This window comes from Shewanella algicola, assembly GCF_014648035.1.
Classification (GTDB): Bacteria; Pseudomonadota; Gammaproteobacteria; order Enterobacterales; family Shewanellaceae; genus Shewanella; species Shewanella algicola.
The window spans coordinates 16,805-32,819 of sequence record NZ_BMQI01000053.1; the positions used below are offsets into that span (position 1 = coordinate 16,805).

General features: G+C 41.8%; 11 protein-coding genes. 7 read left to right on the forward strand and 4 right to left on the reverse strand.

The window, feature by feature from the left end; translation table 11 throughout:
- Positions 1–41: 41 nt before the first annotated feature.
- From rluA to IEY42_RS18235, 6 genes are all read left to right on the forward strand, one after another.
- Positions 42–719: a bifunctional tRNA pseudouridine(32) synthase/23S rRNA pseudouridine(746) synthase RluA gene (gene rluA, locus IEY42_RS18210; RefSeq protein WP_188926721.1), complete on the forward strand. Its 678-nt coding sequence runs from the start codon at positions 42–44 to the stop codon at positions 717–719.
- Positions 720–840: 121 nt separating this feature from the next.
- Positions 841–1,302 (forward strand): transcriptional regulator AsnC, encoded by a 462-nt coding sequence (gene asnC, locus IEY42_RS18215; protein ID WP_188918834.1) that lies wholly within the window; start codon positions 841–843, stop codon positions 1,300–1,302.
- Between the two features lie 235 nt (positions 1,303–1,537).
- Positions 1,538–5,173, forward strand: coding sequence for a S8 family serine peptidase (locus tag IEY42_RS18220; RefSeq protein ID WP_188926722.1), 3,636 nt, complete (start codon positions 1,538–1,540; stop codon positions 5,171–5,173).
- 426 nt (positions 5,174–5,599) lie between these two features.
- Positions 5,600–6,574 (forward strand): helix-turn-helix domain-containing protein, encoded by a 975-nt coding sequence (locus tag IEY42_RS18225; protein ID WP_188926723.1) that lies wholly within the window; start codon positions 5,600–5,602, stop codon positions 6,572–6,574.
- A gap of 93 nt (positions 6,575–6,667) precedes the next feature.
- Positions 6,668–7,960 carry an OsmC family protein gene (locus IEY42_RS18230; protein ID WP_188926724.1) on the forward strand — a complete coding sequence of 431 codons (1,293 nt, stop codon included), beginning with the start codon at positions 6,668–6,670 and terminating at the stop codon, positions 7,958–7,960.
- Between the two features lie 429 nt (positions 7,961–8,389).
- Positions 8,390–9,673, forward strand: a complete 1,284-nt coding sequence (locus IEY42_RS18235) for a tyrosine-type recombinase/integrase (RefSeq protein ID WP_188926725.1) — start codon at positions 8,390–8,392, stop codon at positions 9,671–9,673.
- A 221-nt stretch (positions 9,674–9,894) separates the two neighbouring features.
- Here IEY42_RS18235 and IEY42_RS18240 read toward each other — a convergent pair whose 3' ends face one another.
- A complete protein-coding gene (locus IEY42_RS18240) occupies positions 9,895–10,455 on the reverse strand; it encodes a TetR/AcrR family transcriptional regulator (RefSeq protein ID WP_188926726.1) in 561 nt (186 codons plus the stop codon).
- Positions 10,456–10,602: 147 nt separating this feature from the next.
- Between IEY42_RS18240 and IEY42_RS18245 the strand changes: the two genes are divergently transcribed.
- On the forward strand, positions 10,603–11,124 hold the full coding sequence (locus tag IEY42_RS18245; protein WP_229780158.1) for an HPP family protein: 522 nt from the start codon (positions 10,603–10,605) through the stop codon (positions 11,122–11,124).
- 668 nt (positions 11,125–11,792) lie between these two features.
- On the opposite strand, the gene IEY42_RS18250 is transcribed toward IEY42_RS18245, so the two are convergent.
- From IEY42_RS18250 to IEY42_RS18260, 3 genes are all read right to left on the reverse strand, one after another.
- Positions 11,793–12,773, reverse strand: a complete 981-nt coding sequence (locus IEY42_RS18250) for an FAD:protein FMN transferase (protein ID WP_229780159.1) — start codon at positions 12,771–12,773, stop codon at positions 11,793–11,795.
- 137 nt (positions 12,774–12,910) lie between these two features.
- Positions 12,911–14,620: a flavocytochrome c gene (locus tag IEY42_RS18255; RefSeq protein WP_229780160.1), complete on the reverse strand. Its 1,710-nt coding sequence runs from the start codon at positions 14,618–14,620 to the stop codon at positions 12,911–12,913.
- 74 nt (positions 14,621–14,694) lie between these two features.
- A complete protein-coding gene (locus IEY42_RS18260; protein WP_188926728.1) occupies positions 14,695–15,441 on the reverse strand; it encodes an outer membrane protein OmpK in 747 nt (248 codons plus the stop codon).
- Positions 15,442–16,015: the final 574 nt, after the last annotated feature.

The following is a 16,015-nucleotide window of genomic DNA, read 5'->3' on the forward strand; positions in this document are numbered from 1 at the left end:
AGCGGTATCGTTGCCGCGAATTGACTGACGAGACCCTCATAATGGCTGACTTTATTTATAATCCACCGACCACACCTTGGTTAGATATATTGCATCAAGATAAAGACATTATCGTGATCAATAAACCCTCGGGGTTACTGTCAGTGCCAGGTAGAGAAGCAATTTATCATGACAGTGTTTACTCGCGTGTTTTAGCTGAACACCCTAATGCTCAAATAGTCCATCGACTCGACATGGCAACATCAGGTGTCATTGTTGTGGCACTTCGCCGCAATGCTGAACGAGAGCTTAAAAGGCAATTTCGCGAGCGTGAAACCGCTAAAACCTATTATGCGCGAGTCGCTGGCCATGTAAGCAAACGAGTCACCCAAGTTGATTTACCACTAATTTGTGATTGGCCTAATCGACCAAAACAAAAAGTGGACCATAACGTTGGTAAACCCTCAACCACCCTGGTTGAAATTATCAGTTATGCCGCTAAATCAACATTGGTCAAACTCACCCCCATTACTGGGCGTTCGCATCAATTGCGGGTACACATGATGGCCCTAGGCCACCCGATTTTGGGCGATGGTTTTTATGCCGACCCATTGGCAAAAAGTTTATCTCCACGTTTATTGCTCCATGCGGCTGCATTAACCATTAGCCATCCGTATACACAAGCGCAAATGCACTTCGAATCACCGGCAGAGTTTATCGAACCGACTGCAATCCAATAATTTGAATCGACAAAGATAAACTTTAGATAAACATTATTAATTTCACCCGTAATTTTTCTGGCTATTATGCAATGAAAGACGTAGATTTATGGCCAAATAGTGATTTATTAGGTTCAATACTGTGGATAGCTCATTTCAACGCGACGATTTAGACAATCAAATCCTGACGGCACTAATGGAAGATGCTCGTACACCATTTGCAGAGCTGGCAAAACGCTTTAATGTAAGCGCGGGTACGATTCACGTCCGAGTTGAAAAAATGAAACAAGCTGGCATTATTACCGGTGCGCAAATCACTGTTAACCCAAAAGCCCTGGGCTACGATGTATGTTGTTTTATTGGCATAAACCTCAAAAGTGCTGGTGATTACCCCGCGGCAATCGCCAAACTAAATGCCCTTGAAGAAGTGGTCGAAGCCTATTACACCACCGGAAATTACTCAGTGTTTGTAAAGGTAATGTGCCAGTCTATTGATGGCTTACAACATGTGCTGATTAATCGCATTCAATCGATTGATGAAATCCAATCCACAGAAACATTAATTAGCCTGCAAAACCCTATTGTTAGGGCTGTAAAGCCTTAACATGCAATAACCTCCCACCTTAATATGACACCCATCACAAACCCCGGTTAACATTTAATTACTTTTTTATTAACTTATGGTGTGACTTTTGTTAATTAGTTGTGCTACAAATGCAGTGATGCATCATAGAATGCAACATAAAACTAATTACATTAAAAACACCATCACTTAATAATCATCGTCTTAGCACGATATCCTCTCTAATTAAGTGATGTCTAATAACAAGGAAGACGTTGTGAAGACAAAACTAGCCATCGCCATCTCTGCCGCACTAATCTCTAGTGCAGCATTTGCAGAAACTGCAAGCAAATACAACACCACTGACCGAGTTAATAATGAATACGCAGGCATAAAAGCCACTAAATCTGAAAAGCAATCAACTATCTCTGCTTGGATGATCAAACTAAATACCCAGTCAGTATCTCAACAATCACGTTTATCTAAAGTCTCTTCTGCACAAGCTGCTGCATCTGTTCAAGAGTCGCAAGCTCGAGTTTTAAGCTCAATTGAAAGTCTGGGCGCTGATATTGAAGTTGTTGGACAAACCTCAAAACTGGTTAACTCAATTTTAGTTAAAGCTGACAAAGTACAATTATTATCACTATTAAAAAATTCTGACGTTGCAGATATTCTACCTATATACGACTACGATCTGCATGTAGCAGATAGTGCAGATTATATCGGTGCAACATCAGTAATCGAAGCGGGTACTGCATCAGGTCAAGGTCAAAAAGTTGCCGTTTTAGATACCGGTGTAGATTACACTCACGCTGCATTAGGTGGCTCAGGTGACATTGCCGACTATGAAGCCGCGGTAGCAGCTAAAGCCGATATGCCAAACTGGCCGCAAGGTAAAGTTGCTGGTGGTTATGACTTTATTAACAATGACGCTAACCCGATTGATGTTGATACCAACCATGGTACTCATGTAAGCCATTCAGTTGTGGGAATCGCACCAGATGTTGAATTGTATGTTTATTCTGTCTGTGATTCAGGTTGTCCAGGCCTAGCACAACTTTACGCTTTAGAAGCCGCCATGGATCCAAATGGTGATGGCGATATCTCTGACCGCGTTGACACAGTTAATATGTCATTGGGTGGTGATTTCGGCGACTCTAAAGAAGGCGCTGTTCAAGAACTGATTGATGAAATGGTTGAACTAGGTGTAAACCTTGTGATTTCAGCAGGTAACGATGGTGCGACACCATTTGTTGTTGGTGGACCAAGTACGTCTGCTAATGCATTATCTGTTGGCGCAATGACTCACCCAACCGTGACCGCAGGTAAAATCACAGCAACGGCTGATAGCGTTGAAATAGCGCCAATTAGCGCTGGATTTAATACCTCTAATGAATTTTCATTTAGCAACACAACTGCACCATTAGTACTCCCTACAGATAACTTAAACGGTTGTGATCCATTTGCAGATGACGTCGACTTTACTGGTAAAACGGTAATCATTGACCGCGGTGGCTGTGGTTTTGTTGATAAAGTCTTTCACGCTCAAGAAAGTGGCGCATCATTTGTCATTGTTGCCAATAACGTAGAGGGTGACGGTGCATTCACTATGGGTGGTTCAAACTCAGACATCACCATTCCATCTGTAATGATCTCTAAAGAAGAAGGCGATGCGATTAAAACTGCACTGGCTGAGGGCGATGTTGTATTCTCAATTACTTCAGTAGAAGTCACAACAGCGGGTGCGATTGCAACCTTTACCTCACGTGGCCCATCAATTGCTGGAACGCTAAAACCAGAAATAACAGCTCCTGGTACGTCGATTATGACTGCTCACCCAGGGCTCGGTGATGAGTTATCACCTATTAGCGGAACGTCATTCTCTAGCCCTATTACTGCTGGCGCAATGAGTATTGTTAAAGAAGCATTACCAAATCGCAGTGCGCTTGAAATTAAAGCCACTATGATGAATGCGGCAAACTTAAATGTAACCGTTGAGCCTATCGCATTAAATGAAGATGCTGAGTTAGCACCGATTAGTTACATTGGTGCAGGCTTGGTCGACATTGAGAAATCAATTAATCTTCCTGTAGCTGCATATGATAAAGATACCATGCAAGCAGCTTTAGCCTTTGGTCTTGTTTCATTAAGTGAAACAACATCAATGACTAAGACCATTTCTGTGAAAAACTTCTCAGCAGAAGCGAAAACTTACACATTAATGGCAGAGCAACGCTTCCAAAATGATATTGATTCAGAGGCTGTGACTTTTGAGATGCCAGAAAGCATCCAAATTCCTGCAGGTCAAACGAAAACCTTTGATGTAACTGTCACAATTGATCCTACAAGCCTTCCTGAGTGGACCTTGGATTCATCATATGAGTTAGGCGGTACTGCTAGCGAAGCATCTGATGCGCTAACATTATCAGAATATGATGGCGCAATTAAGTTCATGGATGGTGAAGAGCAAGCATTGCATGTTGTTTATCACATTCTACCAAAAGCGGCTGCGGCTGCATCGGTTTCAACTGAAGTCACCGAAGACGGTATTGTCAGAACATTCACTAACGTAGGTGCAACTGCAATTACAGCTCCATTTAGCGCACCATTAACGGCAACTAGCCCTGTTGACATGTCTTTACGCCATGACTTACTTAATGCTTCAAGTGAATTAGCGGGTGACTCAGAATGTGATGAAGGAGTTGCAATTTGGAACACCTTCCAAATGCGTGATCCAATCACGCATGGTTTAGTGGCTAGTTACAACGTCGACTATGATATCGATAATGATGGTGTTTATGATTTCACAGCAAAAACCATCAACTTAGATTGGTTCAGCAACGATAGCGTAACATACCCACGAGCACTTTACGGTTTTGTTACGGATTATGGCACAGGTAGCGGAACCTTCTCTCCGGCTTACCATGTTACCGGTAATGACTTCTTATCAATCAAAGCTTGTTTTGAAGATGTTGGGCTAGCAGCTACGGATTTAGGCGCATCTATTGGCGTACGTTTCCGTGTAGAAGAAGCCGACTGGGCACCTGTATCTACAGGCACTGGAGATGAATCGGAAGCGACGTTATTACTTGACGGCACAGATGCCATAGCTGGTTTAGTTGACGCTGACGGCGAAGCCGTTACTGAACTTAAACCAGGTGAAAGCGCAATGCTTGTTAGCGAAGTCGGCAGCAACTCATTGGGTTACATGCTACTTTCTGATAATGGTTCTATGTCAGTTGTAGCAAACACAACTGATGAAGGTAACGAAGCCCCTACAGTAGAAGACCTAGTGCTTTATGTAGACAAAGGCGCAGCTGCAGGCACTGAACTTGGTCAAATTGTTGCAACAGACCCTGATATGCTAACAAGCCCAGTATCAGAGTTTATTGTTATCAGCGCTAACTCAAGCATGTTCATGATTGACGCTAAAGGTAAAGTCAGCTTAAGCGACACTGCTGTCATTGACCAAACTAGCGAAACCATGGAAGCACAAGTTGTTGCTATCGATACCATGGGTAACCGTTCTGAAATGGCAACAGTTTCTGTCATGATTAACAACACGACTCCAACTGTTGCGCCAACAGGCATGACAAGTACTGAAGGTTTTGTTGTTACAGCACGAGCGAACGGTAGCGATGCTGACGGCGATACACTAACGTACAACTGGGTACAAACAAGTGGTCCATCGGTTAACTTTACCAATGGTGGTGAAAAAATTAGCTTTACAGCACCATCAGGTAGTAGCTCAATTAAATTCTCTGTAACAGCGTCTGATACGCGTGTAGAGAGTGAGCCAGGTACAGCAACGATTACTGTAACCGAAAAAGAAGAGAAATCTTCTGGTGGTTCTATGGGTTGGTTAACTGCGCTATTACTACCATTAGCTGCATTACGTCGTCGTAAGCACTAATTCTGAGTAATTAATAATTTGGTAACCCCAAATTAATCAAAAAACCAGCTGCGTAAGTAGCTGGTTTTTTTATGCATCAAATTCGAAGAATCAATATTTTATCAACCCAAAAATCATCTGCATAATTAGGGTTTGAAGATTAATCAACTTGAGGACGATTTCAAACTAAAAATCTACCTAAACATCTGTAATTTAGTAAATAAAAGTCATTGTGTACTTATAGTGATGACCACAAAACGATTTAAAATTCTAGGCATTGAGTATCAATGAGTTACTCTTTTTACCATCACGAAAAAAATGTATTAGAAGAACACAACAATCACAACCAAACAGGCTCTAGTACAGATATTAATTAACACTGTAAAATGGATAATTAAGTAATAAAAGTTATAATATTTTTGAGGCTACTAACGAGATTTGTCACTTATGAATAGCATGCCCCCAATATCATCTCACTCCTATACTGATGCACTTGAAAGCGTTCAGTATAAAAATGGTCAACCCCTTGTGATATTTGACTCTCAAACACCCTTTACCTTAACTAAATTTGAGTTGATGAATGAGTCTGGTCATGCAACTTATCCTCACCACCATGATTTCTACGAAATACTTTATATCACCGAGGGGGAAGGGGCACACATTATAGACTTTGAGTCTTATCCGATTAATCGCTCATCCTTCTATTTCCTCTCCAAGGGACAGGTTCATTTCTGGCAACTTACCAAACCACTAAAAGGGTATGCACTACTCATACCTGAAGAATTTTTGGCATTCCCGAGCTCAAATATTATTCGTGCTCATGACTTCGCTTTCTTCCACAACGTAGCCAATAAGCCCTGCCTTTCTGTCAATGGAGAAAACCAGATTAAACTAACAACTATGTTAGAAGGGATAGAGGAAGAACTTTATGATGAGGTTAACCCTAGCCTGTCAATCGTCCGATCTTATCTTCACATACTACTTATGAAGCTAGATCGATTGTACTGTGCTGAACATATGGGTAAACACTTAGAGCAAACATCATCACTATTGAGACAATTTGAACAACTGGTATCGGAGCACTACATCAGTGAACATTCAGTCAAGGACTATGCTCAAAGAATTGGAGTGAGTCCCAATCACCTGATTGATACAATTAAAGCCGCTACCGGATATGCTCCGGGGCAAATCATCCGTAATAAAATCATTTTGGAAGCTAAACGACTACTGAGCCACAGTGATCTATCGGCTGCAGAAGTCGGTTATCGTTTAAACTTTGAAGATGCATCTTACTTTGGCCGTTTTTTTAAACGCGAAACCGACATGAGCCCAACGGCTTTTCGTAAACAAATACGGGAGAAATTCAACATTTCTTCAGCATCACTCACTAGAACCGAAAAAAGTGCCAGAATAACCGAATAGAGTCACTTCACCGATCCCGCTAAACATCCGAATATATACCTCAGACGTTATCAATACTCGTTTCTAAAATTCGTTATATATGAGGTATCAACAATGAAAACCCAATTAAGCACACTCGCAACCTTAATCGCAATATTGACTTCTGGTTACGCAGTTTCTGCGCCAAACGACGAGGGTCAAACCGAAAAAATATATCAAGTCGAAACCAGACTAGATAATTATACGCGTCCGACAACCTTTACCCCAGTTAAAGCTGTGGCTGAAAATGCTGCTATTTCAGAAAACATCATTACTTCGACTCAAAATATCTTAAATCCTAAAGCGCCTTTTCTTAAAAAAGGCATGGTAAAGGTTGAAGATGAAAATGCGTTTAGTCCATGGCAACTTGTTAGCGACGAAGGTGGTGCTGATCATGACCAAACGGCACCAAACCCACTCACTTACTATGCGGTTGGTTCGGCCTCAAGCTTGCTAACTCAACTTGAAAGAGCAATTCAGGTACTAGACCTCGATGTTGAAGATGTAAAAGTAGAATCAAAAATATTCTTCAGATGGCAGGATACAATGACAAGCACTTGGTCTGGTCATACAGACAAAGTGATTTCAAACATTCTAATCACAAGCGATGAGTCTCCGGAAAAGATCAAAGAGCTAAAACAAATGGCACTGAACGCCTGGGCAGTGGGTGAAGGCTTAGCCAATAAAACCGTCATTGATTCTGACATAATAGTCAATGCTGATGATTGGGCCGGCCTCAAACCTAGTCATGGTAAGGTTGAAACTCCGGTTTCTCTGGATAATGGCTTTCCGATTACAAATGTCACTGCAGATCTCACATTTCAGACAATGGAAATAGAACAAGATCTTGCATTGGATATGCACCACCTTCCAAATCCGTTGGTGTTCCCTGAGATTGCAATTGCAGAATCAGCCCATGATACCGACAGGCCATATATGCATAGGGTTAGAGCAAAATCTTTAACTGAAAACTATGCAACATGGGATCTTTACTCCGACGACAGCCGTGGCTACGAAGGTAAAGATAAAGCACCTACATCACGGGACTACTTTACGATCGGTACTTCTTTCTGCCTAATGAGCCAACTTACAGCGAACAAAATGTACTTTCAGAAACAAGGAGTGAACATCGAGGACTTCCGAGTTGAGCACCAGTTTAACTTCCAGCAAGAAAACTTTATGACACCAGCAATGACCGGCACACTTGATAACGTAATAACCAGGATCGTTGTACAAAGTGATTCTGTAGCTGAACAGGCCATAAAATATGCCAAGCAATCATTACGAACCTGCTTTGCCGGTGAAGGGATCCAAAACGCAACTGAAATGGAAACTGATATTTACTTAAATGGTAAACTATTAAAGTAAGCTTTTGGCTGTGTTCATACAAACGTTAGCATAAGCCAAATAAATATAAGAGGTTGGATCAAAAGATCAGGAGATTTGGCTCATCCCTCACCTCGAATAAGATAAACACAGGTTTTATATACATTGATCCATAGATAAACCATGAAAGAGATTTTAGGCTGATTAGAGTGGGTCTATTGAAGAGATAAAAGCGCAGCTCACCCCAAAGGAATACGCTAAGCTTTTGATTAGCCTAGATACAATAAAGCCCCGACATAAGTCGAGGCTTTATTGTTTAAAGATGGTACCGGTGGGCGGACTTGAACCGCCACGCTCGAAAGCAACGGATTTTGAATATATAGTGCTTACAAAGGCTTTTATTTTTCATGTAGTTACTGTATAAAATAGATACTTTGCAAATTCTTTGCAAAACCACATCAGATAAAGACTATGAGCAAACAGGTCGAACGACACGATATTTCTGACGAATTATATGTCTACCTACAAGACAATAGCAAACGCTGGTATGCCCGCATCAAAGTAGCTGGTAAGTGGTATTCTAAAGCTACTAAGCAGAAAGAAAAAGAAAAAGCCATCGGCATGGCCTATCGGCTTCAAATGGAATACCAATTCATGGCTGACCGTAATATTCTGGTCAGCACAAAACGCTACCGCGATGTAGCTGAAAAAGCAATTAGCACAATGCAAGAGGCTCTGGATAATGAAACAGGAGCACTTAACTATAAGACTTATATTCAGGTATTGCGTAAGTACCATATCCCTTTTTTCGACCGTATTTACATTACCTCAATTGATAGTGAAAAGCTGCGTGAGTTTGATAAATGGCGTATTGAACAATTCAAGCGCGTCCCTGCCAAATCAACGCTGCTGAATCACAACGCCGCCATGCAGTTGGTATTTAAAGAAGCAGTAGATCATAAATGGATGTTAGCAGCTCAAGTCCCTCCCCTATCGACCAAAGGTGCGGGATCGCAACGTCGAGCACATTTCTCTCATGAGGAATATGAAAGAGCCTTCGATGCGGTATTAGCACTTGAGCAAAATAGTATTAGGGAAAAAACCCGTCAAATTCGTGAACTGCTACTCGACTACATGGAATTTGCAGTTAACACAGGTATTCGACCCGGTACGGAAATGGAAAGCCTTACATGGGGTGATATCAACATAGACTCGAATGAACACAACATTATCTTCTATATCACTGTGAGAAAAGGTAAAACGGTCAAGCATACCGGTATCCGAGAAGTGGTATGCCGTGATGAAATATTCTCCAGCGTTCAAGCATTACGAGAACGATTTCCTAATAGAAAACCTTCAGATAAACTATTTAGACTAGCGGATGGCTCTTCGAGCAACGAGCTCGGTAAAGCGTTTGAAAAAGCGGTATCGGAAATTGGTTTGAAGTCGTCACCACATGGTGTCAGAACGTTGTACTCGCTGCGTCATACTTATATTACATGGCAACTGATGTCTGGTGATGTCAACATGGAAGTATTAGCCAAACAGTGTGGAACCAGCATTGCCATGATTGAGCAGCATTACAGCCATGTTACCCCGAAGATGTACAGTAAAGAGCTATCGGGTGTTGATCTAGGCAAGGAAAAACCCAAAGTAAAAGACAAAAAAACATCTGGCAGTAAGCAAAATGAAGCAAGGCTTTCTGCACTATTTAAAGAATGGCAAGCCAACTATAAACTGCGCGGCTGTATTTAATTTTTAGACAACGCCTGACCTCCTACAGATGTTCGGCTCGGCAGTTAGTCACATGAGTTGCTGCCGAATACATCTACAATCTTGTACAATATATCAAGAGTGTTACTTCGCCTATGCTCACTCTATACTACAGTAAAGCACTCCACATTCTCTTCCAATTTTGATACTGCTAATCCAATATAATGTGTTCCGCTAGTCACTGATATTGTTATTTCTCTCCTTTAGAACTCTGTTTTAGATAACGTTTGAATCGAAAATCGATAGATTGGTCTAAACGAAGTGATATCATCGAATTCCGCTCGTACAATCATGCCTTCAATAAACGTCATGATGGATTCGGCCTTTGACTCAGTTAGCTGTTCATCGTAATCAGGGTTATTCGAAATAATCTCCTTGATCAGCCACTTAAACCACTTCTTGTGCATAGATGCAGAATCAGCAATTGCGTCATCGGACTCTTTAAATTCTGCCATAGCATGCATAAACATACATCCATGAAAATCCTCTGCACTGAACCACTTAAAGTGCCAATCAATAAGCGCATCCAATTTTTGTTCCATGCTCATTTCAGATGAGATTACGCCACCAAGCTTATCTTCGAAACGTAAATGTCTCCGAACGAGAACAGCTAGTATTAATTTATTTTTTGAACCGAAATGACGATACATCGAGGTTTTCGATACACCAGCCGTATCACGAATCAGGTCAACTCCAACAGCGGTGTATCCATTCGCGTTAAACAAGGATTCGGCAATATTTAATATGTGTTCTTTTGTGCCCATTTGCAAATTTCCAAATTTCCAAATTTTTAAAATAAAACAGTTGCATGGAGTGTACAGATCTGTATCATTCCTAAAAGGTACAGATCTGTACCTAAATGTAATGTATCACAAATTTGAGATATATCGTTATTTTTTGAGGAATTAATTATGAGCAAACTAAAAGGCGGCGGCTCGCTTCCACCACGCCCCTCACTACTCCAACTTTTAAAAGGTTTAATTGGCGGTACACTTGGAATTCTTTGTTTATGTCTTCTTGGTCAGTACTCAGAAGTTCCTTGGCTAATGGCACCATTCGGCGCCACATGCGTTATCCTGTTTGCCGCACCAACATCCCCTCTTGCACAGCCAAGAAATGTTATCGGTGGTCATTTTATCGCGGCATCTGTCGGTCTAGCAGCACTCTACGGACTGGGTGATTCATACATTACTATGTCTGTGGCAGTCGGCGTCGCAATCATGGCTATGCAATTTTTGCGTGCGGTACACCCACCGGCTGGGGCAAACCCAATCGTTATCATTCTTGCGGGTAAGTCCGCGGTCAGTCTGAGTTTCTTAGTTACTCCAGTTCTTGTTGGTAGCGTACTGCTGGTTGTTATTGCGTCTCTTGTAAACAACTACGGCGTAAAAGATGGCTGGCCGGTCTACTGGCACGGATTTGGTAAAAAATAATAATAATAATAGCGATGCCTTTACTAACGTTATCTCTATCCGAGATGTAGGATAAAAACACGCTAGCAAAAAGCGCTGAAGCATTCACCGACGTTACATAACGGCTTCTAAATAAAGAGCCATGTGTAATAAGGTTGGACATCAATACGGCATAAATGCACTTACCAGGAAAAACCTACAAGCAGCTTTACATACAGTCAGACATCTCAAAAATAGAAGGCAATGTCAATTATCAATCATTACATTGCCGTCAACCCTGTGGGGATATGACGATTTATCATTAAAATCACGCAAATTAAGGAAATAAAAATTGAAATTACAATACCACCTGAAATTATCTAGATTTTTAGAAGTCAATAATTTGGGAATAGATTACGAAATAACTCGAGGTTAGATCCATGTGAAAACGAAAAACATAACGTAAAGCTCAGATTTTTATGCATTTTTTATTTTATTTTATTTATAATTGGCTAAAATAAATTCATGACCTTGTCTTGGGTAGCTTGAGGTATTGGCAAAACTAGACAAGGTGATTTTTTGGGGAGGGAATTTAATATTACTGATTTTAACTTGTTTTACTTATGGCAGAAACTAAAACGTTATGGTGTGCCTGAGGCACGATAATTATACACAGAGTTTTCAAATTCTATCGTTTCCAATTATTCCTATTACAGCCCTCGTATTGATAAGTAGGGAGATATGCTCTTGCTGAAATGGGTCTTCAACCCAGTGTTCGTCTGTTCGATAAGCATGACCGGCAGCCCGATTGCATTGGCAATATTTATCGACTGTTCTACACTCAATATCATCATCGCAGTCGCAAAACCATCGGCTACGGCGCACTGTTGGTGAAGCACTGTCGCCGAAACCAGACTATTTTCAGCCGGTATCCCGGTTGTCGGATCGATAATGTGACTCAACTGTCTATCACCGCTCTCGATATAATTAACATAGCTACCCGAGGTCGCCATAGACATATCTTTAAGATTGATCAGTTGCTGTATCTCCAGGCTAAACTTCTCTGGACGAGTAACAGCAACGATCCAGTCTCTGCCTCTGACACCAACTCCGCGAGTCCGCACCTCTCCGCCTATCTCGACCAGATAATTAAGTAGACCCGCACCATCGAGTACCTTGGCAACACGATCCACGCCATATCCTTTCGCCACAGCCGAAGGATTTATCTCTAGCCCTCGAATCACTTTCGTAATGGCTTTCGAGCTCAGGGTAAATCCATCCATGCCTGTTTTCGATCGAGCCAACTCCAGCTGACCACGATCTTTATTCTGCAGATCTCTGGCCTTAACACCAAACCCCCAGAACTCAATCACTGGCCCTAATGTCACATCGAATGCCCCATAGGTTTGTGAAGATATCGTCTTTGAAATCTGTAATACATCCCTTAGACGCTCAGATACCAGAATAGGGTTTCCAGTATCATTTAAATTCAATATAGATATTTCAGAATCTGAACGGTAAACTGACAGAGCGCTATTCACTCGCTCCAGTTCCTGTTCCACTAATACCTTTATCTGCTGTTGCGTTGCTAGATTATTCTGCAGGCGAAACTGTATCGTGTAGGTCGTCCCCATCGTATTACCGGTTATCTGATCGATATTGATATGCGCCCATGCCCGAGACTGGAACATATATGACACCAACAAGCACATCGTTAGGAGTTTCACACAAAGTTTCATATTAGCCTTCAAAACATTCCCTATACTCATAATAAAATATTCCGCTCACTAAGTTGAACGGAATACTTATTTTAAGCAGAAGCTATCGATTATTGTGCGGCAGCTTCTTTACCTGCAATACGGCCAAACACGGTAATATCGGTAATGGCATTACCACCCAAGCGGTTCGAACCATGGGTCATACCGGTAACTTCACCAGCTGCGAATAAACCAGCAATAACCTTACCTTGTGTATCTAGTACACGAGTGTGGGTATCTGTCATCAAGCCACCCATAGTGTGGTGTACAGAGGGCTTAGCCACCAGCATATAGAATGGAGGCTTCATGATAGTTTTTAGTCCGCCACGATGATGGAACTCTTTATCATCACCCGCTTTAGCAAACTGATTTACACGTCCAACCTGAGCCATCAGCGCTTTTTCATCAACACCGAACTTTTGAGCCAACTCTTCGATTGAGTCTGCCTTAAACATCATGCCTTTACGGTTAAGCTCGGCGAACTCATCCTTATGCACACCGACAACACCGGCAATATCTTCAATCTCACTCCCCCAAAGTACATAAGTCTGCTGATCGGTCTGGGCCAGAATTGCACGGCTGATAACATCACGACGCTCTAGTTCTTCGACGAAACGATGACCTTCCTTATTCACCAGCAAGGCACCGAAGAAGCGCGAGTCGGCGATCAAAGAGATCACTCCGCTATCGATATGACAGATAGGATAAGTCTGGATAGACTTCATGTTATGTGTTTGAGCGTTAAGCTTCTCGGCCATCACGATACCGTCACCCATGATCCCACGAGCATTAGTTGTACCGTAGCGGCTATCCAGTTCAGGGACATACTTGGTGCGCATAGCAACATTAGCACCAAAACCACCGGTTGCCATGATCACGCCACGCTTGGCGTAATAAGTGAGTTGCTGTCCATTCTTCTCAGCTTCAACACCGATCACTCGTCCATTTTGATCTTTAATCAGCGCTGTTGCTGTCGTACGGGTATGGATAGGGATCTGCAGTTCATCGGTTTTTGCCATAAACTTACTGATCCACTCCGCGCCAGTATGGTTACGTGGGATCAGTGCACGCTTAACGCTGTGACCACCAAATTGGAATAGCTGATCCTTGTAAAAATCAACCTTAATATAATCCCTTAGCCACTCTGCGGCTGGTAATGCTTGCTCGGCCAAAATCTGTACCATCTCAGGATCACCCAAATAGTCACCGCCCTTTAGGGTATCCTTGACAAACAGATCGATACTGTCTTCGATGCCCATCTTCTTCTGGATCCAGTTACCTGGCACGTTCATCTGACCACCGGTGATCAAGCTGTTACCACCAACCGTTGGCATTTTTTCGATAATCACTACGCTAGCACCAGCATTTTTAGCCGTGATCGCGGCGCTGAAACCTGCACCGCCTGAACCTATGATAACGACATCGAAATTTTGTTCACTGGCAACTAGTTCTGCCGATTTATCACTGCTCTTGACCATACCGGCAACTAAGGTAACGCCTGCGGTGGTAAGAGAGCTCTCAACAGCCTTTCTAAATGCACCACTGGTGATCGTCGCGCCACTGATGCCATCGACCTCGGTACTGTTATTGGCAATCATTGCATCTTTCATTTCGGTAAATACCGACGCCGCCAATACCTTATTTTCATTCTGTTTCAGGATGCTGATATCGACCAACTTGCCATTTTCAGTTTCGGTCTGAACCTGAATTTCTCCATGCTTACCGAATGCAGAACCTTCGCTCTTCGTTAACTGGTCGCTCTCTTTAAGTGAGCAGCCCATTACCAGAGCGACAATTGCACTGGCGATAATTGTTTTTTTAATCACTTTATTATTCCTATTAGATCAATCCGATATTAGAAGGTAAAACCAACCGCTACGCCATATTCGATGCCATCATTAGGCGCTGATCCCCAGCTATCGAAATGGGTCATGTGCAACTTGGTATAGAATGACTCCGTCATACTTGTCTTTAATGTGGTGATGAGCTGATGTCCGTAGCTGTCATAACCTAAGGTGCTCATATGGTCTTCATCACGGTCGATCTGCCCTTCATAGTTGACAGATAACGAATGCTTAAGCCCCATTGCAGAAAATGGGTAACTGGCATTAATCACCGCGGCATAACCACTAATCCCATCGAAACTTTCCCCGGTTGGATCAAAATGAGCAACAGAGTAGTTCAGACCGATACCGGCATTGATAAAGAGATCGCCATACTTACGGTTAGTGGTCACACCCAGATATAGGTTGTCTTCCATCACTGTACGGTTAGAGACCAAGAAATTCTGTCCCCATAAGTTGTAACTTGTATCAGAGATCTGCTTATCAATAATAAACAGGGACTTTACGGTCAGCTTTCCATCTGCACCGTGTTGAGCTTCTTTCACCTCACCCGGGTTCTCAAGCTTCACATAAGCCAATAGCGTGCCCCAGTCTGCTTTATTGAAATGTGTCAATTTAACAAAAGGTTGGTCATATGCCCCACCGTTATCAGACTTTGTATCAGAGGTGTACGCCTTATATCCCAAATCGACTGATGTTGCTGACATTGCAGGTGCTATCACTAAAGCGGCTAATGCTGTGACAAGTTGCTTTTTCATCAAAATATTCCTTATTTGTAAGATTTCCATATAGGATAAATGAATAATTAATATTCTTTGTGAGCCAGATCTTGTAATAGTTTTAGTTCATTTAATGTGTGTGGGTTAGAGAAGTAAAACTGCCAAAAATACGTTTAAATATAAAAATGAAAATATATAAATAATAACTATGTGAAAATTACGTCAAAATAAAAAGTATCGAAATATTACTTTGTGAAAATTACGTAAAAACATCGAACGTCATAAATATATATATATAAGCCATAAATAAAAATTAAGTCACTTATTAAATAAGTAACATTTAAATCTAAATATAAGAATAAATATGGAATTAACAGTCAGTGATAAGAATAAACTTTTAGAGAGGGTGTTAAGACAATGAAGTGCGGTAACCGTCTAGCGAACCACACCTCGCATCGTTAATCTGCCTATTTGAAAATACCTGCTCAATGATAAATTCGGAGTAGGTGATGAAAACATACAGAACAGCGGCACAGTGGTTAGCGCTACTTGAGACTGTAACTAATTTTGTGTAACTGCTTATCAACACGTACTCTATTGAGAGTTAAGGATA